Annotated in this window: 28 protein-coding genes and 3 pseudogenes; 12 read left to right on the top strand and 19 right to left on the bottom strand. The window is 59.9% G+C overall.

Annotation, left to right across the window (positions count from 1 at the left end):
* Positions 1–6: 6 nt before the first annotated feature.
* From ASC75_RS06285 to ASC75_RS06250, 8 genes and pseudogenes are all read left to right on the top strand, one after another.
* A complete protein-coding gene (locus tag ASC75_RS06285; protein ID WP_156381130.1) occupies positions 7–1,128 on the top strand; it encodes an SAVED domain-containing protein in 1,122 nt (373 codons plus the stop codon).
* 404 nt (positions 1,129–1,532) lie between these two features.
* On the top strand, positions 1,533–1,943 hold the full coding sequence (locus ASC75_RS06280) for a DUF6088 family protein (RefSeq protein ID WP_052820911.1): 411 nt from the start codon (positions 1,533–1,535) through the stop codon (positions 1,941–1,943).
* Positions 1,933–2,847, top strand: a complete 915-nt coding sequence (locus tag ASC75_RS06275) for a nucleotidyl transferase AbiEii/AbiGii toxin family protein (RefSeq protein ID WP_244487767.1) — start codon at positions 1,933–1,935, stop codon at positions 2,845–2,847. Before ASC75_RS06280 ends, ASC75_RS06275 begins: the two co-directional genes overlap by 11 nt.
* A gap of 336 nt (positions 2,848–3,183) precedes the next feature.
* A pseudogene (locus ASC75_RS26645) lies at positions 3,184–3,363 on the top strand (transposase); the annotation flags it as partial.
* A 221-nt stretch (positions 3,364–3,584) separates the two neighbouring features.
* Positions 3,585–3,935 carry an IS66 family insertion sequence element accessory protein TnpB gene (gene tnpB / locus ASC75_RS06265; protein ID WP_055971864.1) on the top strand — a complete coding sequence of 117 codons (351 nt, stop codon included), beginning with the start codon at positions 3,585–3,587 and terminating at the stop codon, positions 3,933–3,935.
* 59 nt (positions 3,936–3,994) lie between these two features.
* Positions 3,995–5,632 carry an IS66 family transposase gene (locus ASC75_RS06260; RefSeq protein ID WP_055971861.1) on the top strand — a complete coding sequence of 546 codons (1,638 nt, stop codon included), beginning with the start codon at positions 3,995–3,997 and terminating at the stop codon, positions 5,630–5,632.
* The gene (locus tag ASC75_RS06255; RefSeq protein ID WP_055971996.1) at positions 5,632–5,931 is read left to right on the top strand and encodes a hypothetical protein; all 300 of its coding nucleotides are present in this window, start codon (positions 5,632–5,634) and stop codon (positions 5,929–5,931) included. The genes ASC75_RS06260 and ASC75_RS06255 overlap by 1 nt, the downstream gene beginning before the upstream one ends.
* A gap of 29 nt (positions 5,932–5,960) precedes the next feature.
* A pseudogene (locus ASC75_RS06250) lies at positions 5,961–6,194 on the top strand (transposase domain-containing protein); the annotation flags it as partial.
* Here ASC75_RS06250 and ASC75_RS06245 read toward each other — a convergent pair.
* A complete protein-coding gene (locus ASC75_RS06245) occupies positions 6,182–7,021 on the bottom strand; it encodes an NmrA/HSCARG family protein (protein ID WP_055971858.1) in 840 nt (279 codons plus the stop codon). The pseudogene ASC75_RS06250 and the gene ASC75_RS06245 sit on opposite strands and share 13 nt — an antisense overlap.
* Positions 7,022–7,111: 90 nt before the next feature.
* Between ASC75_RS06245 and ASC75_RS06240 the strand changes: the two genes are divergently transcribed.
* On the top strand, positions 7,112–7,525 hold the full coding sequence (locus tag ASC75_RS06240; protein WP_055971855.1) for a helix-turn-helix domain-containing protein: 414 nt from the start codon (positions 7,112–7,114) through the stop codon (positions 7,523–7,525).
* 1,360 nt (positions 7,526–8,885) lie between these two features.
* Here ASC75_RS06240 and ASC75_RS06235 read toward each other — a convergent pair.
* Both ASC75_RS06235 and ASC75_RS06230 read right to left on the bottom strand, forming a co-directional pair.
* A complete protein-coding gene (locus tag ASC75_RS06235; RefSeq protein ID WP_055971852.1) occupies positions 8,886–9,209 on the bottom strand; it encodes a hypothetical protein in 324 nt (107 codons plus the stop codon).
* Between the two features lie 394 nt (positions 9,210–9,603).
* Positions 9,604–10,038 carry a DUF3846 domain-containing protein gene (locus ASC75_RS06230; RefSeq protein WP_055971850.1) on the bottom strand — a complete coding sequence of 145 codons (435 nt, stop codon included), beginning with the start codon at positions 10,036–10,038 and terminating at the stop codon, positions 9,604–9,606.
* A 594-nt stretch (positions 10,039–10,632) separates the two neighbouring features.
* Between ASC75_RS06230 and ASC75_RS06225 the strand changes: the two genes are divergently transcribed.
* Together ASC75_RS06225 and ASC75_RS26640 are read left to right on the top strand one after the other, a co-directional pair.
* A complete protein-coding gene (locus ASC75_RS06225; protein ID WP_055971993.1) occupies positions 10,633–11,049 on the top strand; it encodes a thermonuclease family protein in 417 nt (138 codons plus the stop codon).
* 84 nt (positions 11,050–11,133) lie between these two features.
* Positions 11,134–11,370, top strand: a pseudogene (locus ASC75_RS26640) (WGR domain-containing protein); the annotation flags it as partial.
* A 583-nt stretch (positions 11,371–11,953) separates the two neighbouring features.
* Here ASC75_RS26640 and ASC75_RS26375 read toward each other — a convergent pair.
* From ASC75_RS26375 to ASC75_RS25170, 5 genes are all read right to left on the bottom strand, one after another.
* Positions 11,954–12,124, bottom strand: a complete 171-nt coding sequence (locus ASC75_RS26375; protein ID WP_011982966.1) for a hypothetical protein — start codon at positions 12,122–12,124, stop codon at positions 11,954–11,956.
* Positions 12,125–12,380: 256 nt separating this feature from the next.
* The gene (locus ASC75_RS25175; protein ID WP_082496420.1) at positions 12,381–12,935 is read right to left on the bottom strand and encodes a GNAT family N-acetyltransferase; all 555 of its coding nucleotides are present in this window, start codon (positions 12,933–12,935) and stop codon (positions 12,381–12,383) included.
* Between the two features lie 97 nt (positions 12,936–13,032).
* Positions 13,033–14,685: an IS66 family transposase gene (locus ASC75_RS06205; RefSeq protein WP_244487766.1), complete on the bottom strand. Its 1,653-nt coding sequence runs from the start codon at positions 14,683–14,685 to the stop codon at positions 13,033–13,035.
* 85 nt (positions 14,686–14,770) lie between these two features.
* Complete coding sequence (gene tnpB / locus ASC75_RS06200; RefSeq protein ID WP_055971843.1) at positions 14,771–15,124, bottom strand: IS66 family insertion sequence element accessory protein TnpB; 354 nt, start codon at positions 15,122–15,124, stop codon at positions 14,771–14,773.
* Complete coding sequence (locus tag ASC75_RS25170; RefSeq protein WP_162244898.1) at positions 15,117–15,599, bottom strand: transposase; 483 nt, start codon at positions 15,597–15,599, stop codon at positions 15,117–15,119. The genes tnpB (ASC75_RS06200) and ASC75_RS25170 overlap by 8 nt, the downstream gene beginning before the upstream one ends.
* Before the next feature lie 344 nt (positions 15,600–15,943).
* Here ASC75_RS25170 and ASC75_RS06195 point away from each other — a divergent pair, with 344 nt between their 5' ends.
* A complete protein-coding gene (locus ASC75_RS06195) occupies positions 15,944–16,222 on the top strand; it encodes an HU family DNA-binding protein (RefSeq protein ID WP_055971840.1) in 279 nt (92 codons plus the stop codon).
* A gap of 110 nt (positions 16,223–16,332) precedes the next feature.
* Here ASC75_RS06195 and ASC75_RS06190 read toward each other — a convergent pair whose 3' ends face one another.
* From ASC75_RS06190 to ASC75_RS06145, 11 genes are all read right to left on the bottom strand, one after another.
* Positions 16,333–16,647 carry a DUF736 domain-containing protein gene (locus ASC75_RS06190; protein ID WP_035226669.1) on the bottom strand — a complete coding sequence of 105 codons (315 nt, stop codon included), beginning with the start codon at positions 16,645–16,647 and terminating at the stop codon, positions 16,333–16,335.
* Between the two features lie 557 nt (positions 16,648–17,204).
* Positions 17,205–17,546 carry a hypothetical protein gene (locus ASC75_RS25165; RefSeq protein ID WP_200943437.1) on the bottom strand — a complete coding sequence of 114 codons (342 nt, stop codon included), beginning with the start codon at positions 17,544–17,546 and terminating at the stop codon, positions 17,205–17,207.
* The gene (locus tag ASC75_RS06185; protein WP_055971837.1) at positions 17,539–18,480 is read right to left on the bottom strand and encodes a hypothetical protein; all 942 of its coding nucleotides are present in this window, start codon (positions 18,478–18,480) and stop codon (positions 17,539–17,541) included. The genes ASC75_RS25165 and ASC75_RS06185 overlap by 8 nt, the downstream gene beginning before the upstream one ends.
* Positions 18,480–18,956 (bottom strand): hypothetical protein, encoded by a 477-nt coding sequence (locus tag ASC75_RS06180; protein ID WP_235916842.1) that lies wholly within the window; start codon positions 18,954–18,956, stop codon positions 18,480–18,482. Before ASC75_RS06180 ends, ASC75_RS06185 begins: the two co-directional genes overlap by 1 nt.
* 68 nt (positions 18,957–19,024) lie before the next feature.
* Positions 19,025–19,951 carry a zincin-like metallopeptidase domain-containing protein gene (locus ASC75_RS06175; RefSeq protein ID WP_055971832.1) on the bottom strand — a complete coding sequence of 309 codons (927 nt, stop codon included), beginning with the start codon at positions 19,949–19,951 and terminating at the stop codon, positions 19,025–19,027.
* Positions 19,952–20,216: 265 nt separating this feature from the next.
* The gene (locus ASC75_RS06170; RefSeq protein WP_055971988.1) at positions 20,217–20,651 is read right to left on the bottom strand and encodes a ProQ/FINO family protein; all 435 of its coding nucleotides are present in this window, start codon (positions 20,649–20,651) and stop codon (positions 20,217–20,219) included.
* Positions 20,652–20,789: 138 nt separating this feature from the next.
* Positions 20,790–21,389 carry a hypothetical protein gene (locus ASC75_RS06165; protein WP_055971830.1) on the bottom strand — a complete coding sequence of 200 codons (600 nt, stop codon included), beginning with the start codon at positions 21,387–21,389 and terminating at the stop codon, positions 20,790–20,792.
* A 410-nt stretch (positions 21,390–21,799) separates the two neighbouring features.
* On the bottom strand, positions 21,800–22,135 hold the full coding sequence (locus ASC75_RS06160; RefSeq protein ID WP_055971827.1) for a hypothetical protein: 336 nt from the start codon (positions 22,133–22,135) through the stop codon (positions 21,800–21,802).
* A complete protein-coding gene (locus tag ASC75_RS06155) occupies positions 22,132–23,022 on the bottom strand; it encodes a hypothetical protein (RefSeq protein WP_055971824.1) in 891 nt (296 codons plus the stop codon). The genes ASC75_RS06160 and ASC75_RS06155 overlap by 4 nt, the downstream gene beginning before the upstream one ends.
* Positions 23,019–23,492 carry a hypothetical protein gene (locus tag ASC75_RS06150; RefSeq protein WP_055971821.1) on the bottom strand — a complete coding sequence of 158 codons (474 nt, stop codon included), beginning with the start codon at positions 23,490–23,492 and terminating at the stop codon, positions 23,019–23,021. Before ASC75_RS06150 ends, ASC75_RS06155 begins: the two co-directional genes overlap by 4 nt.
* 98 nt (positions 23,493–23,590) lie before the next feature.
* Positions 23,591–24,064 (bottom strand): hypothetical protein, encoded by a 474-nt coding sequence (locus ASC75_RS06145; protein WP_055971819.1) that lies wholly within the window; start codon positions 24,062–24,064, stop codon positions 23,591–23,593.
* Positions 24,065–24,137: the final 73 nt, after the last annotated feature.

Raw genomic sequence — 24,137 nt, 5'->3', positions numbered from 1 at the left:
ATCGCGATGAACTGGAATACATTGGATTTTGTCGTTCGATCGTTGGTCTCGTGGTTCGTGCGAGCCCGTCATGCTGAAAGCTGGATTTTCCGCGGAGCCGTTGCGGCCTTGGTTGCAATCCACGGGGCAAACTGGGTCTTCAAATATTCCGGTACCATCGGAGGGGAGTCCGGATCGATAGAGTTCGGAACGGCAGGTGCTGTGCCCGATAGTATTCTCTGGATCATCACGGTCGTCTGCATTGCCCTCATGTTGGGATCGGCCGTGTGGGCCTGGATACGTTATGCGAACGAGCAAAAGCGTCTTGCGCGGAAAAAGGTCTTTGTCATCGAAGGGAGAGGTTTGCGCGATGACGATGGATCATCGCTCAAATCCGCCGTACCCGAAAGCATAACGGGCACGCGTATCGACTACATGCTCGATCTGCGGCAGCGCAAAGATGGCGTAATCGTCGAGCCGGAAGATCTCCTTCCACCTGTTGCCGCAATGAAAACCTGGGTCCATCAGGCGCAGAAGGGCAACGAACGTAGCGACCTTACGACAGTCTATGGCGGCCTGACGGCCGTCCCATTGACCTTTTTGACCGGTCTGCTTCTGGACGACGAAGGCGATATTGTCGTCATGGATTGGGATCGGGTTGCAAGCCGTTGGCGCCTGCTTGACGGTCAAGACGATGCATCACGTTTTGAAATTACCGGTATGGAACAGGCCGGGGCACAGCGGGAAGTCGTTCTCGCGATCTCAGCTTCGTATATGGTGAAAACCGAAGATCTCGCGACGACGTTTGACTGCCCGATTGTCAGAATGACATTGCCTGACCTGCAATCATCTCATTGGTCTCAGGCGAGGCAGTCAGAGCTAGCCGATCAGTTCCTCGGCGTCTTGAAAAAGCTCGATGCAATGGGCGTGGAGCAAGTCCATCTGGTTCTGGCAGCCCAGAACAGTGTCGTGTTCAATCTCGCTCGTCGTTATGACAAGCGAAATCTACCGAGGGTCGCGGTCTATCAGTTTGAACGTTCCCAGGAAAGGCGATACCCGTGGGGGATCGAGATGCCTGTTGCCGGGGTAAATGTTGCCCGTGTGATTCAGACGGATGAAGGCGCTGCGCGATTTCCGGAACGGACGTAAGGGTGAGCCTCGAGGACAGCTGGGATATGGCGAACACCTGAGCGTATGGTGTCCTGACACTTGAGAAGTTTTGGCTCATCCTCGGACCGGGCGCTGACCTCAAGGCCGACCTCGATAGGAGCCGGTCTATTCCGCGTGGGGATCAACAGTCTTGCGGTCCTGCTGCAAGAGGTGATGGGGATGGACCGGCTTGCCCATCATCCGTGCGTTCAGCAATCGCCAGCGTGACCGCTTGAAACTTTTGTTCTTTGAACGGTGTTGTATCGCAACCGATGCTAGCTGGAACAGCCCCGCATCGCTGCATTGGTGGGGCCTGGTCAGTGTATCACGTAATGGGACAAGGTTGCCATGTGTCGGGTTTTTGCATATATTCAGTGTCGGGTTTTTGTAACGGGAAACCGATCATGGATCAGACATTGAAGCAACGGATCAGGACGAGAGTTAGCCGGACGAAAAAGACCGACGTCTTCATTCCGCGCGACTTTGCTGACCTGAGCGGTGGCGATCAGGTTCTTCGGGCCCTGAGGGCGTTGGTGAAGGATGGCGCGCTCATACGCTTGGGCTATGGTGTCTATGCGCGGGCCGTACGGTCACGGCTGTCGGGGCGCGTTATGGTCTCCAGTTCAAACGGGTTTCACGGTGCTGCCCTCCAGGCCCTGAACAAACTTGGGGTCCCTTGGGAGCAAGGTGACAGCACCCAGGCCTATAATCTGGGGCAGTCCACCCAGGTCCCGGTTAATCTTACCGTCAAGGTCGGGAAACGCTTCAGCCGCCGGCTATCCGACGGCCGTACGGAGCTTCGCGTTGAGCGATAAGCCGGACCTGCAGACGCTGCTCGAGGTGCAGGACCACTTCGCCCTGCCCTCGACGGCCCTCGTCGAAAAGGATTGGTTCGTCGTGCGTGCCCTCGCGGCGATCCACGACGTAGAGGTCGACGGATTGACGTTGGCTTTCGGTGGCGGGACGGCGCTTGGCCGGGCATATCGTCTGCTCGAACGCATGTCAGAAGACATAGACTTGCGCATCGTAGGGGAAAATGCCGGTGAGCGCGGGTCCCTCAAGCGTATGAGACGCGCGGTCAGCAAACGTCTGGAAGACGCCGGCTTCACGGTTGAAGGGCACGTGCTGGTCCTCCAGAACGGCTCTTATGTACGATACGACCTGCCCTACGATCCGATCGCCAAGGGCGAGGGTGTCCTACGCCCGGAGATCAAGATCGAAATTGCGGCTTTTCCGATCTGCACCGCCCCGGAGTTGTGTTCGGTCACCTCATTCGTCGGGGAAGCCACCGGCCGGCCGGCCGAGGCCAACGATGTTAAATGCGTTCGTCTGGTGGAAACGGCTGCCGACAAGTTCGTCGCGCTCGGGCGCCGGGCAGGCTTTGCTTTTGCCGGGCACGAGCCGCTAGACCATACGCTGGTCCGTCATGTCTATGACATTTCACGCATGGACGGTAAGTACGACCTAGATACAGCAGCTGCAATTGCACTGGATACGATGGTGGCCGAGGCAAAAGGTGACCGGGCGGACAAATACCCGGACTACAAGTCAGATCCTCGCGCTGAGACGCTCAAGACGTTTGAGATCATGGCGACACATGCCGAATTCGCCGCGCACTACGAAAAGCTCATGGGCGACATGGTATACGGCGCGCGGCCAAGTTTCGCGGAGGCCTTCACCGTTGTAGAACGCTTTGCGCAGAAAGTCCGAGAAGCCTAAGGTCGGTTTCGCCGATGCAGACTGGAACATTGACCGGAAACGCAGAGCTCATCGATAGGCGCGTTGTAAGGCCGGTGTTGCTACCGGGTCACCCGACCTAAAATGGCGGCAATAGGGTAGCAGGCTGCCTGACAAGCCTGTCCCGTTGATGCTCGCTTGCAATTCTTGAAGCTTGCCTAGTCTCAGGAGGCTGATGCCGACAAAGCTGCATCGAGCGACCTGCCCCCACTGCCCGCAAGCCAGGACCTGAAAGTGAGCAGGTCGGGGTTTATTTCGGTATGCCTGCGGCGAAGGCCGTCTGTCTTGAGTTGGTGATTAGCTCTAAGTCCATGGCTTATGTCATGCGCTACATTGATTTCCCCCATTGAGCTTTTGTCTGTCGACGATGTTGGTCGCCGGCGGGATTGGTCGGACGAAGAGAAGGTTCGGATCGTCGAGGAGAGCCTGCAAGGCTTCCGGCAGGGCTCGGTAACGGCGCGGCGTTATGGATTGTCGCGGTCACTGTTGACCCGTTGGCGTCGGGAATACCGAAGCGGGCTTCTGCACGTTTCCGCGTCAACGGGCTTCGTGCCGCTTTCGATTTCGCCACCGCCGGCGGCATCTTTCGAGATGGACCCGCGGCGGCCTGAAGACGACAGGATGATCGAGATCGGCCTGCCGAACGGTCGCCGCCTGACGATCCCGGCTTCGCTTGATCCAACTATCCTTGCTCGGCTGTTGCCGGTTCTGGACGCGTCATGATCGCCTTTCCGCCCGGGGTGAAGGTGTGGATTGGGGGCGGTGTGACGGACATGCGTTGTGGCATGAATAGCCTGGCGTTGAAGGTGCAACAGGGGCTTGGCCGCGATCCGCATGGCGGCGAGGTCTTCTGCTTTCGAGGTCGCAAAGGTGACCTGATCAAGGTCCTGTGGCATGACGGCGTCGGCATTTCGCTCTACCTGAAGCGCCTGGAGGCAGGCAAGTTCATCTGGCCGGTTAGCCAGAATGGCTCCGCCGTGCCGGTGTCGGCGGCTCAACTCGGCTATCTTCTGGAAGGGATCGACTGGCGTAATCCACGCTGGACGCAGCGACCTGCAACGGCAGGCTGATCGCGAACATTCCTCTGTTTTTGTTGGGCTTTTAACAAGCGGCATGGTAGCTTTCGGCCATGGACGACGCTGCTTCGGAGATAGCCAGGTTACGGGCCGCGCTTGCGGCGTCGGAGGCACGTGCCGCCTCCGCCGAGGCTGATCTCGCGCAGGTGCGAGCCGTCGTGACGACGTCCGAGGCGATGATCCGGCACCTCAAGCTCGAGATCGCCAAGGTGCGTCGCGAGCAATATGGTCAGAGTTCGGAACGACGCGCCCGGCTGATCGACCAGATGGAATTGCAGCTCGAAGAACTTGAGGCCGACGCCACCGAGGACGAGATCGCCGCGGAACGCGTGGAGGCGGAGGTTGTACAAATTCCAGCCTTTGAACGCCGCCGCCCGGTGCGCAAGCCGTTTCCCGAGCACCTGCCGCGCGAACGGCTGATCATTGAAGCTCCTTCGACCTGCATCTGCTGTGGCTCGGCCCGGATCGTGAAGATGGGTGAAGACGTCACCGAGACGCTGGAGGTGATCCCGCGCCAGTGGAAGGTGATCCAGACGGTGCGCGAGAAGTTTACCTGCCGGGACTGCGAGAAGATCAGCCAGCCACCGGCTCCTTTCCATGCGACACCACGCGGATGGGCGGGACCGAACTTGCTCGCGACGATCCTGTTCGAGAAGTTCGGCCAGCACCAGCCATTGAACCGCCAGGCTGAGCGCTACGCCAGGGAGGGCGTCGATCTCAGCCTCTCCACGCTGGCCGACCAGGTTGGAGCCTGCGCAACGGCGCTGCAGCCGATTCATGATCTGATCCGCGCCCATGTGCTGGCCGCCGGGCGGCTTCATGGCGACGACACTACCGTGCCGCTGCTGGCCAGAGGCGCAACGAAGCAAGCGAGGTTATGGACCTACGTTCGCGATGATCGTCCCTTCGCGGGGGGCGCGCCTCCTGCGGCACTCTTCTACTTCTCACCAGATCGGGAGAAGACCCATCCCAACACGCATCTTGCCGGATGGCACGGCATACTGCAGGCAGATGCCTATGGCGGCTACAACGACCTCTATCGTGCCGGCCGCAGCCCCGAACCAATCAAGAGCGCGCTCTGCTGGAGCCATGCGCGACGCAAGTTCTTCGAGTTGGCCGACATCGCCGGCAACGTGCGCAAGGGCAAACCTGCCCATGAGATATCGCCGGTCGCGCTCGAGGCTGTAGCCCGTATCGATGCGCTCTTCGACATCGAGCGGGGCATCAACGGGACGTCCGCAGAGGACCGATTAGCTGCCCGACAACAGCATACTCATCCGCTTGTCGAGGACCTACACGACTGGCTCATGGCCCAGCGCTCCCAGATGTCGAAGCACAATCCCGTTGCCAAGGCGATCAACTACATGTTCGAAAAGGACGGGCGCTGGGAAACCTTCACCCGGTTCCTCGACGATGGCAGGCTCTGCATGTCGAACAATGCGGCAGAGCGTGCCCTGCGCGGGATCGCTCTCGGAAGAAAGGCATGGCTATTCGCGGGCTCCCAGCGCGGCGGCGAGCGTGCTGCCTTCATGTATTCCCTGATCGTCACGGCTAAGATGAACGATATCGATCCGCAGGCCTGGTTGGCGGATATCCTCGCCCGCATGCCCAACATTCCCGTATCACGACTGCCGGATCTGCTGCCTTGGAACTGGTCTGCCGCTGGCAGCGGCCGACAGATGGCCGCCTGATGGGCCGCCCGACGCATGTCTACACGATCGGCTACGTCGCTGCGCTGATCGCCGAAAACCTCGAACTCATCCAGGAAATCGCCAGCAACTCCGACAATATCGACTATGGCGAGATGATCCATGCCCATGACGGCAGCGAAGAGGGCATCACGACATTCACCGACCGGGGCGTCGAGAGCCTGAAGGAATTCCTCGCCGACATCCGCACCTGGGAGGGCGGCGTTCGCCAGTTCCTTGTCGACGAGCAATGCGACCAGGAAAAGATCGAGCGCATCATGGCAGACCAGCCAAAATCATAAGCGGTGCGGCCTACGCCGGATGGCTACCACTCAGAGGCTTTGCGCTCGGCAGAAAATCGTGGCTCTTCGCCGGATCGGACCGCGGCGCGGATCGTGCTGCCTTCATGGCCACCTTGATCATGACGGCAAAGCTCAACGACATCGATCCGCAGGCGTGGCTGGCCGACGCTCTTGCCCGCATCGCTGACACGCCGGTGACCAAGCTGGAACAACTGCTTCCGTGGAATTGGACACCGCCAACCGTCAACGCTCAAGCGGCTTGACCTGCGGCCTTCACCGGAGGCTTACTTATTTCGCGCATGAGTTCCAGATCGACCTGCTCGGCGAGCGGCCCGCCTTCCAGACTCTCCGCCATATGCGCGAGATCAGCGTTTGCAGCCAGTACGTCGTCGGGAAACCGTTCGTAGCGTATCGGGCGACCGGATGCTTCACTGAGTAGAACCTCAAGCTCGCGCCCGGTCAGTCGATCGCTGGCGATCTTAAGTGTTGCGCCGCCGAAGCGTGACTTGTCGGCAAGCACGGCAGCGACAAATCTGCCGATGTCTTCCACGGAGGTAAGCTGGATGGAATGGTCAGGTCGGATCAGGGACACCAGCCGGCCCTCATCCAGACCGAAGCCGGGCCTCACCAGCATTTCCATGAAAATCATCGGCCGGATGATGGTCGTAGTCATGTCGAGCTGTCGAATATGGGCTTCGATACGAGGCTTGGCGTCGAAACGCGGAACCCCTGTCAGTTCATTCCCCACGCTGGCGCCCGAAGAATAAACAAAATGGTTGATGCCGGTTTCGGCAGCGATATCCGCAATCGATATACCATGACGGACTTCGTCTTCGGCAGCCAGGCTGGCTGGCAACACGCTAAAGACACCGTAAGCGTCTTTCATCGCTGTGCGGATTACTTTGGTCTCTTCAAATGAACCCTGCACAAGCTCGACGCCTGCATTCCGCAATTGCAGCGATGCAGCTTTAGTGGAATCCAGAACGAGTGCGCGAACAGGCCATCCCGCCTTCAGCAAAGCATTGGCGACAGATCCTCCCTGTCTTCCGGTAGCGCCGAAAACCAGAATGGGTTGCTTGCTATTGGTCACTTGAAGCCCTCGCGTTAAAACAAGGACCGTCTATATATACGGATGTAATTTTGCCGGAAGACGGCACATTTTTCAGCATCAGGCACAAGGATGATACCCTTGGAAGAGCAGATCGATGCCGGCCCATCGCGCGGATCAGAAAACGACAGACACTTCAGACCCATCCCGTCAAACGGAGTCTGCAGCCTGCTGAGTGACAAATGGACTGTGCCGGTTCTTTGGCGTCTTTCTCTCGCGGAAGATCATCGGCTCCGCTTTTCGACATTGAAAAAAGAGGTCGGTGAGATCACCCAGCGCATGCTGACGCTCACGCTGCGTAATCTCGAGCGCGAAGAATTTGTTGTGCGTCACTACTTTCCCGAAGTGCCGCCGCGTGTCGAATATGAGTTGACAGAGATCGGCCACGGAGCTTTGCGTGCCCTTGAGGAATTTAACTTCTGGGTCCACGACAATCTGGACACCATCAAAGCGCGCCGGAGCGCTTACGACCGGGCAGAGTCTTAGACCAGATCCCCGAGAAGAGCTGGGTGGAGAGGCCGCTTCAGGCAACCGTTTCGCCACGCCCGCTTTCCGCGCTCAACGGATGCGTTCAAAATCGCAAGCCACATTTTGTGATCTGTTGCTGTCGATCGTTCCGGCGGAGATGTTTGGGCCTGTCGTATCAAAATGACGGTTCGCTCATTGACCTATTTGCCGATTGGACCGTTCGCCGGTTTGCTCAATGACAGAACAACCTTTTGACGGTTTCACCTCTTCGCCCAACCGGTGCTTCACCGCTTCACCGCTTCACTGCTTCACCGCTTCTCTTCTTTGCTGATCGACCGATTCTCCGGTTGGCGTAAACACCGATTCGCTCATTCACCGACTTGCCCAATCACGGATTCGCCTGGTCGCGCATACACCGGTTCACTCCTTCACCTATTCGGCGAATAGGCGTTGCGTCATTTCGCCGATACGTTTCTTTGCCGATCTGCCGATTTACCTATTCGGCCAAGCACCGCGCCACTCATTCGCTTATTTGCCGATGCACTCACTCGGCAAAGCACTCATTCACACCATCGCTCAGCCGCGGATTCGCTGACCCACCTGCCCACTTATTCGCTTGTTCACTTAACTGCACAATCGCCGATCACCGGAATTACGGGATATCTCCAGCCGGATGAAGGCTCCGGGAACCCCTCAAAACAGGCGCAACCGCCCTCCTCACTTCCGGCCGGACATCGATCGCTCACACCCGTCGTTCTTGTCCAATACTGGCAAAAGTTTGCAGATCACGGAGATGCCCGGTCGCTCTGGCGACCATCGCCCCTCGGGCGAAACGGCTAATGGTATACCATTAGCCTATCCTGCCATCTTCCACCACCATGTCCGGACCACGTGCCCGACCCGCCAATGCTGTTGCGAGTCGTCAGACGATGCGACAGCGATCACAGGTGTACAACCTGTGATCCGCGGAGGAGGAATAGCACGTGGTCCGGACATGGTGGTGGAAGATGTTGAAGCGAACCGCCCTCGGGAGCAGTCGGGATGCCCGTGACCGAAGGGAACGGGCATCGATGACATGCGAACGACGGGGCGGCGAGCGCACCGCAGGAGAGGATGATCGTCTGGAGCGGATGCCCGAAGCATGAGGGCGCAGCGCAGGACGATCATCCTCTCCGTATTGTTTGGGGAAGTCGCGGCAGCGTCCGTTTACCGGCCCGAAAGGCCGGGCGGGGCTTGCCACGCACAATAGGGAGAGGGGTGTTTGAGGGGAGAGGCGGCAAGTCTCTCCCCTCAAGACCGCGCCCAGGCTCGATGCCGGCAAGCGGTCAGGACCACGCGGAAAAGACGAGAGGCGATCGTGCGGCCTCTCGTCTGCATGTCAGTCGGTCCCCAGTTCGCGGATCACGGCGGCGACAGGCCAGTCGCCGAAATGGGTTCGGCGTTGGGCAACGAGGATATCGACGGCCGTCTCATTGGCCTCGATGGCTCGGATTGCCTCATCCATATCGTCATAGGGGCCGAGATTTTCGACCGGCTCATAGTCGCCATAGTCGTCGTCCCAGCTGCCGGCAATGTATTGCGGCGCGTTTTTGACACGGACCAGTGCCCGTTCTGCCTCGCGGATGAGACGGAACCCCTCGGTACGCTGCCGCCAGTATTCCGGGCTTCCACCATCGATGTATTTGATCTTGCGCTGTGTCATAAGAAGTCTCCTTTCGTTTTCTGACGGAAGGAGACCGCACGATAGCCGCGAGGGGTCAGGGAGCGCGGCACGCGACCGCCGGAGGCGGCAAGCGGGGGAGCCGATTTTCTGACGACGCCCGCAGGCGGCGGCTGAAAATTGGGGGAACCGCGCAGTCCTTGACGCCGGAGTGGCGGGTGCAAAATGGGAAGTCAGAGAAGAAGAGACCACGGCGCCAGGGGCGCCGTGTCCGTGTGGAGGGAGAGTGTGAGAGGGCCAGCCCTCTTGCCGCCGGGCGGGCCGGTCGATCCGGACCACCCGGCGAAGGTGCGATGACGGCCCGACCCATCCGACGGGGCCTCAGCGCGTCGGATGGGTTGAGCGGGGACGGGATTGCCGCCCCCTTCTGCCGTCGTCACGCCGTGGCGATCACGGCCGGATTGGCGGCCTTCAACGTGGCGGTAAAACCGCTGACGCGGCTGCCGAATACATGCGGCCCGCTGATCGTCTCGAAAGTCGGTGATAGAACCGGGAACCGGATCGTCAGGATGCCGGCAAAATCCTCGATCGGCCGTTGCGGTGATACGGTTTCGCCAAACTGGTCGGTGCCGACGATCAGGAGGTTTCCGGCCAGCGGACTTGCATAATCGGCAACCTCGGTGAAGCATGGGATCTCGTCCATCAAACCGTTGTCGTCGACGATGATGCAATGGTTCCGGTCGATCCTCACCATGTCGATGAGGTTGCATCCGATATGACGGCGAATGTCGGCGAGGCTGTTTGCCGGATCGATCGTCACCATGCGGATGCTGCGGGTTTCGACTTCGACAAGATAGGCATTGAGGGTCATTTTGAAGCTCCTTCGGTTCGCGAAGCGAAGGGCCTTTGGTCAGGAAGCAGGCCCCGCTCCTGCTTCCCGAGTGCGCGCGGAGCGGCGGGTGAGAGGGGGGCAAGGCGCAGGCGCCGGAGGGGGATCACCCGTCCTGCACAAGCCGGCGCGGAAGGACGGGGAGACCGGCGCCTGCACCTTGCTGGGGAGAGAGGGCGGCGCCCTCTTTTCCCGACCAGACCGGGATGAATCGCCAGGGGCGATTTCCATCGGCGCAGCCGAGCGAGAGGATCGTCACCGGGATCGGCGGAGACCGCCTGCGGGCTCCGTTCGCGCAGCGAATAGAGCCGTCCGCGAAGCGGCTCGCCCTGAATGACCTTTCATTCCGTTGATATTCGGATAAGGCGGGAAACGAGAACAGATTGCGAGGACCGGCAGGCATTGAACAAAATCGTCAAGCTCGACGAAGAGCGGCGCAAACGGACAAACCCGTCAAGACCGACAACAGCCGAAAGGGCCAGACCGGCAAAACGGCCGAGGTGGAAACCCAGCCGTATCCGACCCAGCAGCATTGTATTGGCGACCATCATCGCTTTGGTGGTGCTTGGTGGATATCTGGTTGCGACGCAGGACATCACCGCTGGTCTCGGACCGCCGATGACCGCACGGGCAAGCGGTTCGATTTCGGTTCGCTTCGGCATCTGTCCGGATGGGCTGCACCGCGACTGCGTGGTCGACGGCGACACGTTCTGGCTTGGTGATCAGAAGATCAGGATTGCGGATATCGACACGCCGGAGCTCAGCCCGCCGCGGTGCGAGGCGGAAAAGATCAAGGGCGAGGCGGCGAAGATACGTTTGCTCGACCTCCTCAATGACGGGGAGTTCTCGCTTGTGGCGGGTGATCGGGACGAAGACAGGTATGGCCGGAAGTTGCGCAGGGTTGTCCGCGACGGGCAGTCCATCGGCGAGATCCTCATTTCGGAAGGTCTAGCGCGGCGTTGGGACGGCGCGCGCCATCACTGGTGCGATTGATCCATCACCATGATGAATCGGTCGGGCCTGACCGATTCAAATCTATGGTTGGACGCGGAATCGGCAATCGACGATTCTGTCGTCATGATGGCGCAGCCCTATCAGCTTTATATAGAACGCAGGGACGCCTCGATGAACATGGCGCGTTACTATGCCATGGATATCTCGGAAACCCTGTTTGGAGAGACCCGGCTGACGCGCCGCTGGGGACGCATCGGCGCGCGCGGCCAGTCGAAGGTGCATATCTTCCAGCGTGAAGAGGAGGCGGTACTTCTGTTTCTCGATCTCGTTCGCCAGAAGCGGACACGCGGCTATCGCCCGGCTGAACAGCAGGTGGAACGAGGCCCGCGCGAGCGGGCCCCGGCAGGCGCCTTATCGGCGCCGGTCCCAGTCCGTCTCGAAGGCGATCTCGATCTCGACGAAGAACGGGATCTTGATTGCGAGCTTGAGGCCGAGTTTGCCTTTACGGAAGAAATGGCCGGCGACTTTGCCGAGTGCGCGCAGCCGGCGACCCGTGGCGGTGAGGAATTGGGCGAGTTGGCGCATGATGTTTACTCCTTTCGATAACGTGTCATTGCGGGGATAGGCCGCGGCCCGGAGAGGCGTGCTGCACCCGAAAGGGCCGCAGCGCATGCGGAGGACCTGCCGGCGACGGAATTTTGCGGCGCGAGGAGCCCAAGGCGGGGAAAATTTCGTTGCCGGCAGGTTGCAGTGCGACGACCGGGCTGCAACATCCCCGATGCCGATGACAGGGGATCGAAAGGAAGGACGCGGCTACGTCCCCGATCTCTACCGGTGGGATGCAGGCTGCGGTGTTGGTGTGGTCGGTGGCGATGCGGAGCGTCGAGCCCTGGCCGCCGGTCGATCCGGCGGGCTGGGCCGGCAACTGCGGCAGAAGCCTCCGTCAGAACGGAGGCTCCGAGGAATGGCTGCCGTCCTGTTCGGCAAGCGCGGCGGCCAGTTCGGCCTGGGCGAGTTCGAGCTCGGCCTTGATCTGACGGCGCTCTGCGGCATCCACTACGGCCCGCATCTCTGCGCGCAACTCTTCAACCTGGATTTCGAGGGCATAGGTCATCGTCGTCTCCTTGACGTTTGTGAAAAACGAGGACCCGCGGCGTGAGGGGATGGCGGGGTCAAGGATCGCGGCACGCGACCGGCGGAGCCGGCGCATGGGGGAGCCGATTTTCTGACCCGGCCCTTCGGGACGGGGCTGAAAATTGGGGGAACCATGCGTCCTTGAGGCCGTCATCTCCGAACGGCACAATGGGACGATCTGAGCAGACCCCACCTCTCCGTAAGCGCTAGTTTCGCCGCACCCGTTTTGGTGAAGATCAGGTGTTTTGGCTCTGACGATCGTCAAGTTTTTGAATTAGCGCGTCAGCAGAAGGCCATTGGTATCGCAGCAGCTCGACAGTAGGGTTACCCCATCGCGATACATCACGCTTCTCGATGACTGTGCCATTGAGCTTTTCGTATATTGCAACGGCATTTGTGTTTTTAGCAAATACAAGCAAATGAACTGGCAATTTTTGCCGCTCGCTATCAAATGCTGCGATCGCTTGCTTAAGAAGCGACTTCGCCACCCCACGCTTCTGATATTCCTGCGAGACGTATAGATTATGCAGATACGTACCGTGCTCCTTCTCTTCATTGAAGACGAAGCAGCAAAACCCAGCGATTTCCTGGCCCTGCATGGCTACAAAAATAAGTTGGTCGGTATTCGGCCCAACGAACCTCTTCTCCCACAGCTGTCTTTTTTCAAGCGGAAGTTCATTATCCAGATAATTTTGTGGCAAGACACCGGGGTAAGTGCTTTTGCTCATTACCACATGAAGATCGATAATCATTTCGATATCTGAGACTAATGCCCGACGATATTTCAGCATAAGAATGTTACCCGTCTAACGTGAGACAACCTTGAGGACAGCAATATTGCTGATTGACGGTACGCTGTAAGTTTGGCGTCTGCCAAGACACTATTGCTTAGCTTTCGGGCTCAAGGGTCGATTGAATACGATTAGATGTGGGATATTCGCGTATCAGAGATGCTTCTTGTGTATCGGTGCGCTCTACGAAGTTGAATGGCAGCAGATCGTCGATATTAGCGTCTTGGGATCGCTGCGGCAGTTCGGTGAGGACGTGCTTAAGCCATGCAAATGGTTCAACGCCACATGCCCGACAAGTCAGCATGAGGCTGTAGACGATAGCGCTGGCTTTGGCTCCGTCTACTGTATCGCTGAAGATCCACGATTTTCTTCCTGTGGCAAAAATCCTGATGTCGCGCTCCAGAAGATTGTTGTCGATCGGCATGCTGCCGTCTTCGGTGTAGCGGATCAGATATTGCCACTGATTGAGCGTGTATGAGACCGCATCCTCAAGCTTGCTTTCCGGCAAAACCTTTGGGGCGATTTTGTCGAGCCATTCCTTAAGGGCATTGAGGACCGGAACGCTGTGTTGCTGGCGAAAGCGGCGAATGCAATCAGCCTGCGTTTCACCATCATCCGGTTTTTCATTGCGAGCCTGTTTTTCAATCCGGTAAAGCTGCTCGAAGAACTTCAGCGCCTGCTCTGGCGGTCCGCCGCCTTTCTTTCTGGCGCGCAGCGCTTCGACAAAGCGCCGCCGCGAATGCGCCATGCAACCAATATGCGTTGCACCTCTCAGGGTGCGCCATGCCGTGTAACCATCGCTCATCAGTATGCCGCGAAAGTCACCGAGAAAGGCCTGCGGATATTGCTGCCCGCGACCGGGCTGATAATCGAGCAGCACGATCGGTTCGGAACTGTCTTCGCCGCTGCGGTAAGCCCACATGTAGGACGTGCTGGTGGCAGCCTTGTCCTTCTCCTTGAGCACCTGAACCGTCGTCTCGTCACCATGAATGAGGGACTGTGATCTGAGCTGCAGTTTCAGCGCATCATAGATGCGGGAAAGATGTTTTTCGCTCGAACCGATCACCCAATGACCAAGAGCGCCACGGCTGACAGGAACGCCAGCACGCTCGAAGGCTTTTGCCAGACGATAAAGCGGCGTCCCGTCGACATATTTGTGAACGAGCGCAAAGGCTAGCGTCGAGGCCGTGGCGATGCTGCCCGGCAAGGGCTGTGCGGGCATCGGCGCGATCAAAATCGGGGTTTTGATCGCGGTTCGATCGCAGTTGCGGCACGCGTACTTGAACCGCGCATTCTGCAGGACCTTGGCTTTCACCTCGATGTGAAGCTGCTCGGTGACCAGTTCCCCCATGCGGTGCATCCGCTGACTACAACATGGACAGTTCTTCTGATCTTCGGCAAGATCATATTCGACACGCTCGCGCGGCAGATTGGCAGGAAGCGGTCGGCGTCCAGGTTTCTTACCGAGCGGTTGTCCTGTTTCCGGCAATCCCGTATCCGGAGGTTCAACGGGGTCCGCCCCGGTGTCTGCAAGATCGTCGCTTTCATCCGCTTCCAGAACCGCCTGTTCGGCTTCATCAAAGAGGCGATCGACACCCTTTTCGCTTCGCGGCGCAAAACGATGCAGTCGCGCCAACGCCAGCTCTTCCTCAAGCTTGAAGACACGCTCGTTCAGTTGCTGATTTTCCGCCTGCAACGCAACTATCTGCGCCATCAGATCTTCGACGGTGGGCTTGCCGGTTCGATTCATCCCAATGCTTGAATCGAACGCGGCTCCAGACGTCGATAAACGAATGTAGATTTTGTCTACATTTATGCGCCGGGCTCAAATCCCGTCAGCCGGCAATTCTATATTGACGCACCGGGTGACGAACCATCGCATCGATATCAATGCCATCAAGCAACCAGTGTAATTGCTCGACGTCAAGCTGCATGATTGTGTCCTGACGTTGCGGCCAGCGGAATTTGTCGTCAGTCAATCGCTTTAACAAAAGCACAAAACCTGACCGATCGAAGAACAAAATCTTCATCCGGTCGCGACGTCGGTTGCAAAAGGCAAAGATCGCCGGTGCAAACGGATCGAGCTCCATCTCCTCCTGAACCAGAACCGCAAGGCTGTTGATCCCACCACGGAAGTCGATAGGATCGCGATGCAGATAGACCTGAACGTCAGAAGAAAAATTAAACATCGCTCACCGCTCCGATGACTGCCGTCAATGCACGAGCATCGTCGCATTCCAGTGACAGCTTCACACCGTTGGGCAGCGACACATGCAGCTTTGCCGCAGAGGAGAACGAAGCAGCATTCGCAGGAGCCTGCCGCATCTCGCCAGAATCGCGAACCTTCAAGTTCAGGGCGTGGGCGTCGTCATGCCTGGATACAATATCGTTTGCAGCAGCCTCGATCCGAACCGGAATAAATGCCGACCCTAAAGATGGCGAAGGCCGCAAGGCCTCCATTTCTGTTGCCTTATGCTTACGCACCCATTTGCGCACAAGGTTCGTATTAATCCCGTGATCAATGGCAACACGCGATAGAGAAGCGCCGGGTTCAAGGGCCAATCCAACAACCTGCTGTTTCCATGCGCGATCATAGTGATGGTTCCCTTGTCGGTCCACAAACAGCACATGTGGCTTGGCTCCGTCCGCTCCCATAATTCCCATCGGTGTCCACCCTTTCAATCGGTGGACACCCTTTGCACCACTCCTTTGAGCCAGTGAAGGTGCCGCGAATTGAGCGCTTACACCTCTCCATATGGCACCGGCAAGATGCATGCGGGTTCGATACCCGCCTGCATCTTCATCGTATCGGGAGACACCGGACCTGTTCGCCGGAATTGGAGCATAGAGCGCCGCGGGATCGCTCGCGAGGCGTCAGGAACGCCTGGAGAGGGCACATTTCCTGTGGTTTTCGCGTCTTATCTAACGAATGCGGATGTTTCGCACTTATCGTTGCGGCATCTTCAACTTCATACCGGAAGCTGTGAAACACGAGGAGCCATTATATTATGACCACGACCAGCGAAATTGCAGACAAGATCGCGTCCGAGCAGAACCTGAGCAAGGCGCAGGCCAAGGCGATTGTGGAGAGCGTCTTCCGGCAGATCACCGAAGCGGCGCTGGCCGGTGCGGAGACGTCCATTCCGAGCTTTGGCAAATTCAAGCTGAAGGAAACGCCGGAGCGCGAGGGCCGCAACCCGGCAACGGGCGCGACGATCAAGATCGCGGCCGCGAAGAAGCTGGCGTTTACGCCGGGCAAGGCCGTGAAGGACGCACTCAACGCCTGAGGCATCCCCATGACTAAGGCAAAGCCGGAACCGTGCACGCTGCCCGGATCCGGCTTTGTTGCGTTTTGCGAACGACCCCGCCTCGCGGCGGGGCCATTTGTGGATTCCGGTCATGCGGCCTCGCGGTTCGGGCGGGACCAGACAAGGACGTAGTCGCCTTCCTTTTCTGCCGGCCACAAGGCGGCGTTGATCGGGGCGTTGAAGCTCGGATCGTCGAGCTTCAAGGAGATGTAGGGCTCGCCGTTGGCCGAGACCGAGTTCCAGCCGGCTCCCACTTCGGCGGCGCCGGAGGTGACTCGGAAGTCCGGGGCGTCGCGGGAGACGCGCTCGATGGGATTGAGGCGGGCCTTCATTGCGACGGTTAGAGTGCGAACGTTGCCGACGATGGTGTTGCCGTTGGTGGTGAATTCGCCGATGACTGCCATGACTTGGTTCCTTTCGTGTGATCGGGCTGCGCCCATCGCTGCCTCGATGACGGTGTAAGGACCGGGAGCGATCAGCACTGCACCCCTTCAGGGGCCGGAACGCAGTGGAGGGCGACTGGAGCGGGCTATTTTGGTTCGCGATGCAAAGCCCGGCTCGCCGGGCGGCGGAAAATAGTCCGGGCCGGTCGTTGCGGTCGGCCGATCGAGCCGCAGGCGTCTTGCGGTCACACCAGTTCCATCGAGGTCTGCGTGGGTGCGCCGGTGTCAAGGGCGTTGGAACCTGGCAGGGCGCGTGGTGTCGGCGGTCCCCGGCGTCGAACGGACCCTTTCGGTGGCACGGACTTTCGGGATCGGCCGCATGCTGGCGCTTTGGTCCGGCGACGCTGTTTTCCGGGACGTGGCGTTTTTCGCATCCCCTCCCCTGGCGTTTGAGGCAGCCCACAGGTGGACTTCACCCACGCACTGTCCGCTCTCCTCATGCATGTGACGCATCAGTGGCGGCACCGAATTTCTCGTCGGCAACCCTGCCGAATGGGATGAAGACCGCCATGTCCCTTCTACCGCCCATCAGAACGCGGGGTATAATGTCCGGCGGCCCGATTGCCGACTTCCGCCTCTAAGGGATGGGGCGCGCCCGCTCGCTCGCGCCGGGCTCCTGTCAGACGTGCGATCCGACAAAGATGCCCGGCATAGACGGCAACGGCTTTCCAGTAGACCGCCATCGGCGCCTTGTTCTGTCGCCAGCTGCGTTCGGCGCGTTCCCGCGCGTCGAACGACAGTTCCCGCAGAAGCTCTGCCAGAACCGCACGCGCTTCCGGTGGCAGGGATCGCATTTTTTGCGCCGCGGGCAGTCCCAGAAGAGGGTTGCGCACTTCGGCGCTGGAGGATCGATCAGACACCGCACATACCCTCGCATTCATTCGGCCACAGATCGAGCTGGCCGTGGTCTGCGGCCGTCGACAGGTCCGCCTCTTCAAGTGGCACGGCGGAGCGATGGAGAAAGACCTTGCCGCGAATGCCGCGCAATCCGCTGCGAATGGCGCGGTCGACCTCGACCGCATCGATCCAGGCATCGGTGTCGTGATCGCGCATGAAGCGCCAGCGTGCATCGTCATGGAAGGGGCACCCGATGCAGGCGGATTTCGGGGGCTCGGGATAGTCATGGCGGCGCAGCCACGCAAGGCAGTCGCGTCGGCTCATGCGCTGTTCAATCAGTGGCCAGCGATTGGCTTGCCATGCCTCCCGGCTTGGTTTCATCCTGACGACTTCATCTGTCGAGATGCCGATCCATTGTTCCACAACCGGTTCGCCGGGAGACCGCCGGCGTGTTAGCCCTGCAAGCTCGCGTACCTTCCTGCGGATCGGAACGATCTTGTAGTCGGAGGTGCATTGGCGTCGGATCATGCCGATCGAGATTGTCTCGCTCCTGGTTCGACGGGTGCCGACTGTGACGATTTCACCGTCCTCGTCTTCATCAAGGATCGGCACACAGGAACCGACCGGCGTTACCGTGCGGGTGAAGGCGGGAATGGAGGCCCAGCGGTTGCCAGCACCTGCCTCCATGAGCTGGCTACGGATGTTTCCGTTCGAAACGATATGGACCGGAAAAGGCAGGACATTGGATGACATCAGCCATGCGAGATGATCGTAAACGGCCTTCGGTTCCCATCCGGTGTCTGCGAAGATGGCGCAATCGGGCATCGGGCCAATCTCGCCATGCGCCGCCATCAGGGCCATGGTGGTCGATTGCACGCCAGCACCGAGACTGAGCGTCCTCAGCCTGATTTCGGAGGATCCTGTGACATGGTCCGGGACAAGTGGAGAATACGCCATCAGCCCGCCTCCCCGTTCTGGTCGCGGAGCCAGCGGCGCAGGTCGCGTCGCATCAAGCCGATGGATCGATTGATCTCCGTGATCCGGGCGTCGCCTGCGACATAGCCCGCTTTGCGAAACAGATCGACAAGGTGCCGCATGACGTCGAGATAGAGATACCCGCCGGTGAGCCCGACATCGCAAAAGGCAAATTCCCGATGCTCGGTGAACAAGGCGATGTGCATTCCCGGATATTCGCCGGAGGGCATGACGCGGGCATGAGAAGTGGGACGCGGCCAGCGTGTTCCGAGATCGCCGCTCTTCATCGCCGCGACCATCGTTTCGGTCATACGGGCATCGTAGATCTCGATCGGCATTTCTGCGGCCCCGAAGCCGAGATGGACGGAAAGAACGGCGACTTGCGCCTTTTCCCTTCGCGGATCGACCGTGCGCAGCGTTGGCCAGAGCGGGCCATCGTAGCAGTCGATGGCCGGCATGTATCGGGGACCGTCTCGTTTGGTCGCCGAGCACGCGACGATGGGCAATCTTATGCAAGGGATGGCCATCACGCAGCCTCCCTGTGTTCAGCGCCGTTCGGCTGCAAGCCATGCAGATAGGCGGTGGCGCGTTGCGCGTGGGCCGCCGCCTGGAAGATTGCACGCTTGTCTTCGCCCAACACCTTCAACCATGAGTGGAGGTAACTTGCATGATCGGGCCGTGGTTCGAGCTCGGGCGAGATCCCCAGGTCTGCGGCTAGAAAAATGCTTCCCAGCTCGGCAATTAGCTCTTCGCGGCTGCGCTCCGATCTGTCCTTGGCATAGCGGCTGAGGTCGCGTCCGACCCGCTCCGGACTTGCCGTCCAATGGGTTGCTTCATGACTCAGGGTTGCATAGTAGCTTGCCCTATCCTTGAACGTCTCGAAGGGTGGCATCTGTATGTAGTCCATGACCGGCGAATAATAGGCCTGGTTGCCGCCATGCCGGATAAGGGCACCGGTGTGGCGAAAGAACCGGTCAGCGTGTTCGAGGCGCTCGACGGGATCGATCTGCGCGACCGGGCGGTGGTAATAATGCTCGGGCAGACCGTCGATTTGTTCGACATTGAATACATTGTAGGCCTTCAGGAACGGTATCTCCCGATCGACCTCGCCGCCTCTTCCATCGTCCTCGGACTTCGTGAAGCGGCTGGCGAAAACGACGGTGGAACCGGTCTCGCCCTTGCGCACGGCAGCGTCAAGCTGCAAAGCCTGTTTGAACGTCATCCAGGTCTGCGAAGAGAAGCCTCGCGCGATACCCTCCGACCACAACAGGAGGACGTTCATACCGGAATAGGGCTGTTCGTTATGGCGCAGCGGCCGGGTAACCCGACCAGCCGCGTTGGCGGAACTCCAGGGTTTCATCCACGGCCGGACGCCCTTCTCCAGCTCGGCGATGATCCGGTCGGTGATCCGTGAATAGATATCGCTTCGATCGCTGTGTTCTTTCCTGCTCATATTCCTTGTACCTCCATTCAGGAGGCCGCGCCATTGCGGCCCCGTCGCGGAGGGACAAGGGCAGGAGCGGTCAGGTGGTGAGCCGCACCGGAAGGCTTGCCGCCGGCTCCTGCAGGACCGACAGCAAGGACGGGGCCGCATTGCAGCGATCGTTCAAAGCCGGTTGTGCATCGATGCGTTCACGGCGGGGGCGGCACCCACGACTGCCGTCAACCGAAGACCACAATAGGGTCGAGCGCTGTCAGCGTGACGGCGGTGGATGGGTTCAACCCTGTTGGGTACCGCTGATACCGGCAATATCGGCTTGCAATTTTCTTTCGCGGCGGATTTCCAACACGCGCCGTTGCGCCGCCATTCTGTCATCGGCACTGACCGGCGATGTCGGGCGCCCGGCAATATCGTGGCGCATCGCATCCGGCTGGGCGCAGGCCAGCAAGTAATTTTTTGCCGCCGCGTAGGCGGCGACAGCGCGGCGAAGACGGATCCTGGCGATTCCAGGCTGAAGTCGAGCACTGAATTGCTCGAAGATGCCGATCTCGAATGGCAAAACCGGATCAGTTTCCTTGTGCGGAAGGATTGCCGCAACATCGATCAGCAATTCGTTGATGGCAGCAGCTTTTTTGAGATCATTGGCACTGGCAGTAACCAGGCCTTGCGAGGTGGCCCAGGGCTTCAGTTCGGACGCCTGTTCGTTATTCATGTCATCCCCATCGATAACGCCGTCCATGGGATATAGTGACAAACTGCGACGGTTAAACGGCTGCACGGCGAAACTGGCCGAGGCGGCCACCGCTATAGGCACAAAAAAAGCGGGGCCGAAGCCCCGCCATCAAGCGGATCAGTCGAAAGCCGCCAACTGAGCGGCCGCAGCCTTGCGGTCGAGATTTTGTCCGGGATTTTCGACCGGGCGGTCGAACGGCTTCCAGCTTTCACCGACCACCTGTTCATAGGCTGCGACGGCACCTTCGGCCGCCATGCGCAGCGCGTGGGACTGTATGGCCATGTCCGCGGCAAACTCCCGTTTGCGCTGGGCGGCGCTGTCGTAACCGACCGGACCATCGAGGTCCTCGTCGCGGGCGTCATTGGCGGCTTTGGCCGTCGCATCGCGAGCTTCGGTGACGGCGCGGCTGTAAAACTGTCCCGCACCATGAGCGGACCCGACATAGGCGCCGACGACACGCTGGAGATGGATCTGCATCGCCCGCTCGCCCAGGCCCTCGGAAAGGCTGTCTGCGGTTTCGATGATCAGCCGCTCATGCAGGTCGCGGATGCCGTCGCTATCGACGACGGCGGTCCCGAAGCTTTCGGCGATCAGTAGCGCCTGCGCGGTATCGGGGCAAGTGAGCCGAACCATTTCGAGGGTGGCTCCCTTGCGGAGCTGGACGACGCGCGCCGACGGGCGGGGGGACTGACGGGAGGGGGTAGCGGGCTTTGCCATGAGGGTTTCCTTCTCGGGTTTTCCTCCGGGGACCCGAAGCGGCCCCTTGCCGCTCCGTCCCTCGGGTGCGGTCTGGAAAAGCCGGCGGAATGACGGTTGCTTCAGGGTCCGGGGCGGCCATGACGAGCGTCATCGGCCTGCGGCCAAGCGGGGTGCAGCCCCGCGCGGGACGCGGGATGGTGATGTGAGACAGGCTGTTCCGGCCGCCACGCGGCGCGATAGCGGCCTTGAAGCAGACGGCCGCCGGTTTAGACCGCAACACAACCGAGGGGCGGAGCGGCAAGAGGTTGAAGGCATCATCGGAAACGCGTGATGGGATACCCGCCCGACAATGAAGCGCCCTCACCGCAGTTGACAATCACCGTGTCAGCGCTCCTTGTCCCCGTCGCAGGACCGTCCCTGTGAGCCGCTCACGCAGCCCTGCGGCCGGCCTCTTCGCCAAGTTTTCGTCGCAGCGTGTCGATGGCCTGCTCCTGACGAGCCAGTTTGCCGGCGAGCCCATCGAGTTCAAGACGCCGTTCGAATTGAAGCCGATCGAGATGTGCCTGAAGAAGCATCCGGTCGTTTCGGCACCACCGCGTTCCGGACCGCTTGCGGGAGGGGTGTCTCGCCTTTGCCTTCTGTGTGATCGCAATGCGTTCGGCGCGGCCTGCGATCTGCCGATGAACGAGATCGAGGTGCCGGCGGGTCTCGCGATGCGCAGTCTCCATTCGCTTCAACAGCACGCGAGGATTGACGGGTTTCATCCGACCATCCTCCGCGCGTCCCAGCCCACGAAGCTCGACCGACCGTCGTAGAGTTGATGTCGGTCGGGATCGATGACGAAACCGAGTGGGCTTCGGGTGACATATTCGGGACTTGGCACAAGATAGCGCCGCTCCTCGGCAGAATGGTCGCGTTTCCCGCCGAGTGTGGCGATCACTTCGGTCATGCCAGGACGCGGGTCAGAGAGGATGGCGGAAATGACCACCCAATCGCCGGCATGCGCGTCATCGAAAAGCCTGCGGGCCTTTTCCCAGGATTGGCCAGGATCCAGCACGCAACCATGGATTGTTTCCCACGCGTCCGGCCAGCTATTGCGGATCGCGTCGCCGGCGACCCGGCGCTCGTAAGTGGTGAAGAGATCCGGGAAAGTCAGCGCGACGATCGCCCATTCGGCATCTTCTTCGTACCACGGGGTCTCCTTGCGAAGCGAAGGATGGATCCGCAGATTGCGTTCCATCGACAGGTGAAATCCGCCGTGGCCGGCCGTCATGTGTGAGGTTATGCCCTCGGCATAAACCGTCGCCATTTGCGAGGCGCCCCATGGGGTGCTGCAGGCGATCCTCGTTTCGACACGGGCAAAAGCTGCAAGCTCACGACGGTGCTCGGCCGTCTCGAACACCCGATCGCGGAATGCCGCCTCGTCGTCCAGCCGGCCTTCGTGACCGAAAAAGTCAGCGCGCGTCATCTCGGCAAGTGGCCGGGATACGCACCAGGCACTGGCAAGGAAGCCGCCGCCATCGACCAACGACAGCATCGCGAGGGTGATATCGCCGATCCGGGCGACCGGGAAATCATCAGCACTGCGCGCGAACTCGACCCCTGAATTTTTGGGGGTCATTGCATCATGGGAGTTGGCTGGCCTGCTCATGCCACCCTCCCCTCTATCCGGTCGGCGGCGACTTCATCCGCTGTGACCTCGCGCAACATCGTATTGGTGAAGCCACAGCTCCGTAGCCAGATCTCGGCATGGTCCCGATTGGCTGCAAGATGCAGGAGCTCAGCATCCTCGGCATCGCCATCGAAAATGCGGATGGAGCCGATCTGAGGCCGTTCGAGCACGGCGAAAGTCAACACGCAATCGACTGAAAATGTCCTGAAGTCGGGGCCGATGATGACACCGAGATCGTCGACACCGTCGGTGGTAACCTTGAAGCATGCGGGAATGCGAGACTGTGCCATGACAGCATGGCTGCGTTTACGCACCAGCCGTCCAACGGCATTGTCGCGTTTCCATCCCGCGAGTGTGTGAATTCTGTCCTCGGGAGGACGAGGCCTGCCGTCCGACCAGGAAATGACGGCGCCGACCGGCGCAAGGTCGAAGATCATGAGTGCGGACATCTATGTCCTCCTTCTCAATAGGGGAATTGAACACGAGAGCGCCGCCGGACAGGGCCCGGCGGCGGTAGATGACTTCGATGTACAAAGGGAATGGTGGCCTATGCGGCGGCCTTGTCCTCGGAGGGGCTTTCCTGGCTGCGCGTTACCTCTTCCAGCACGGCGTGCGGATGCCGGTGGCGGGTGAGCCATTCTTCCGCCGCAGGACGATCGTCAGCGATATGAACGAGCTCCGCGCCCTCGCCGGCGCGATCGAAGACCCGCACCGAACCGATCGCTGGCCGCTCGACGACAGAGAAACTCAGGGAGCAGGCTCCAATATCGAAGGTGCGATAGACGCGGAGTACGATGGTGCCGTTGCTGCCATGGTCACCTTCATGGATGGTGAAGCAGTCAGGCGCGGTGTAGCTGCCACGGGTCTGGCTGGGCTGCTTGCGGATCAGGCGGCCGGAGCTGTTTCTGGTCTTCCAGGCAGCGAGCTTTTTCTTGTGACGCTCCGGCGGCTTGGGCGTTCCATCAGACCAGGAAACGATGGAGCCGATCGGAACGAGCGTGAAAACGAGAGACGCGGACATGCGATTTCTCCTGAAGATTTGAGGATCTGTAAACGAAACCGCCGCTGGTGATAGGCCGGCGGCGGAAACGATC

The sequence above is a fragment of the Aminobacter sp. DSM 101952 genome (assembly GCF_001424795.1).
Classification (GTDB): Bacteria; Pseudomonadota; Alphaproteobacteria; order Rhizobiales; family Rhizobiaceae; genus Aminobacter; species Aminobacter aganoensis.
This window is presented reverse-complemented; position numbering and strand designations above follow the sequence as displayed.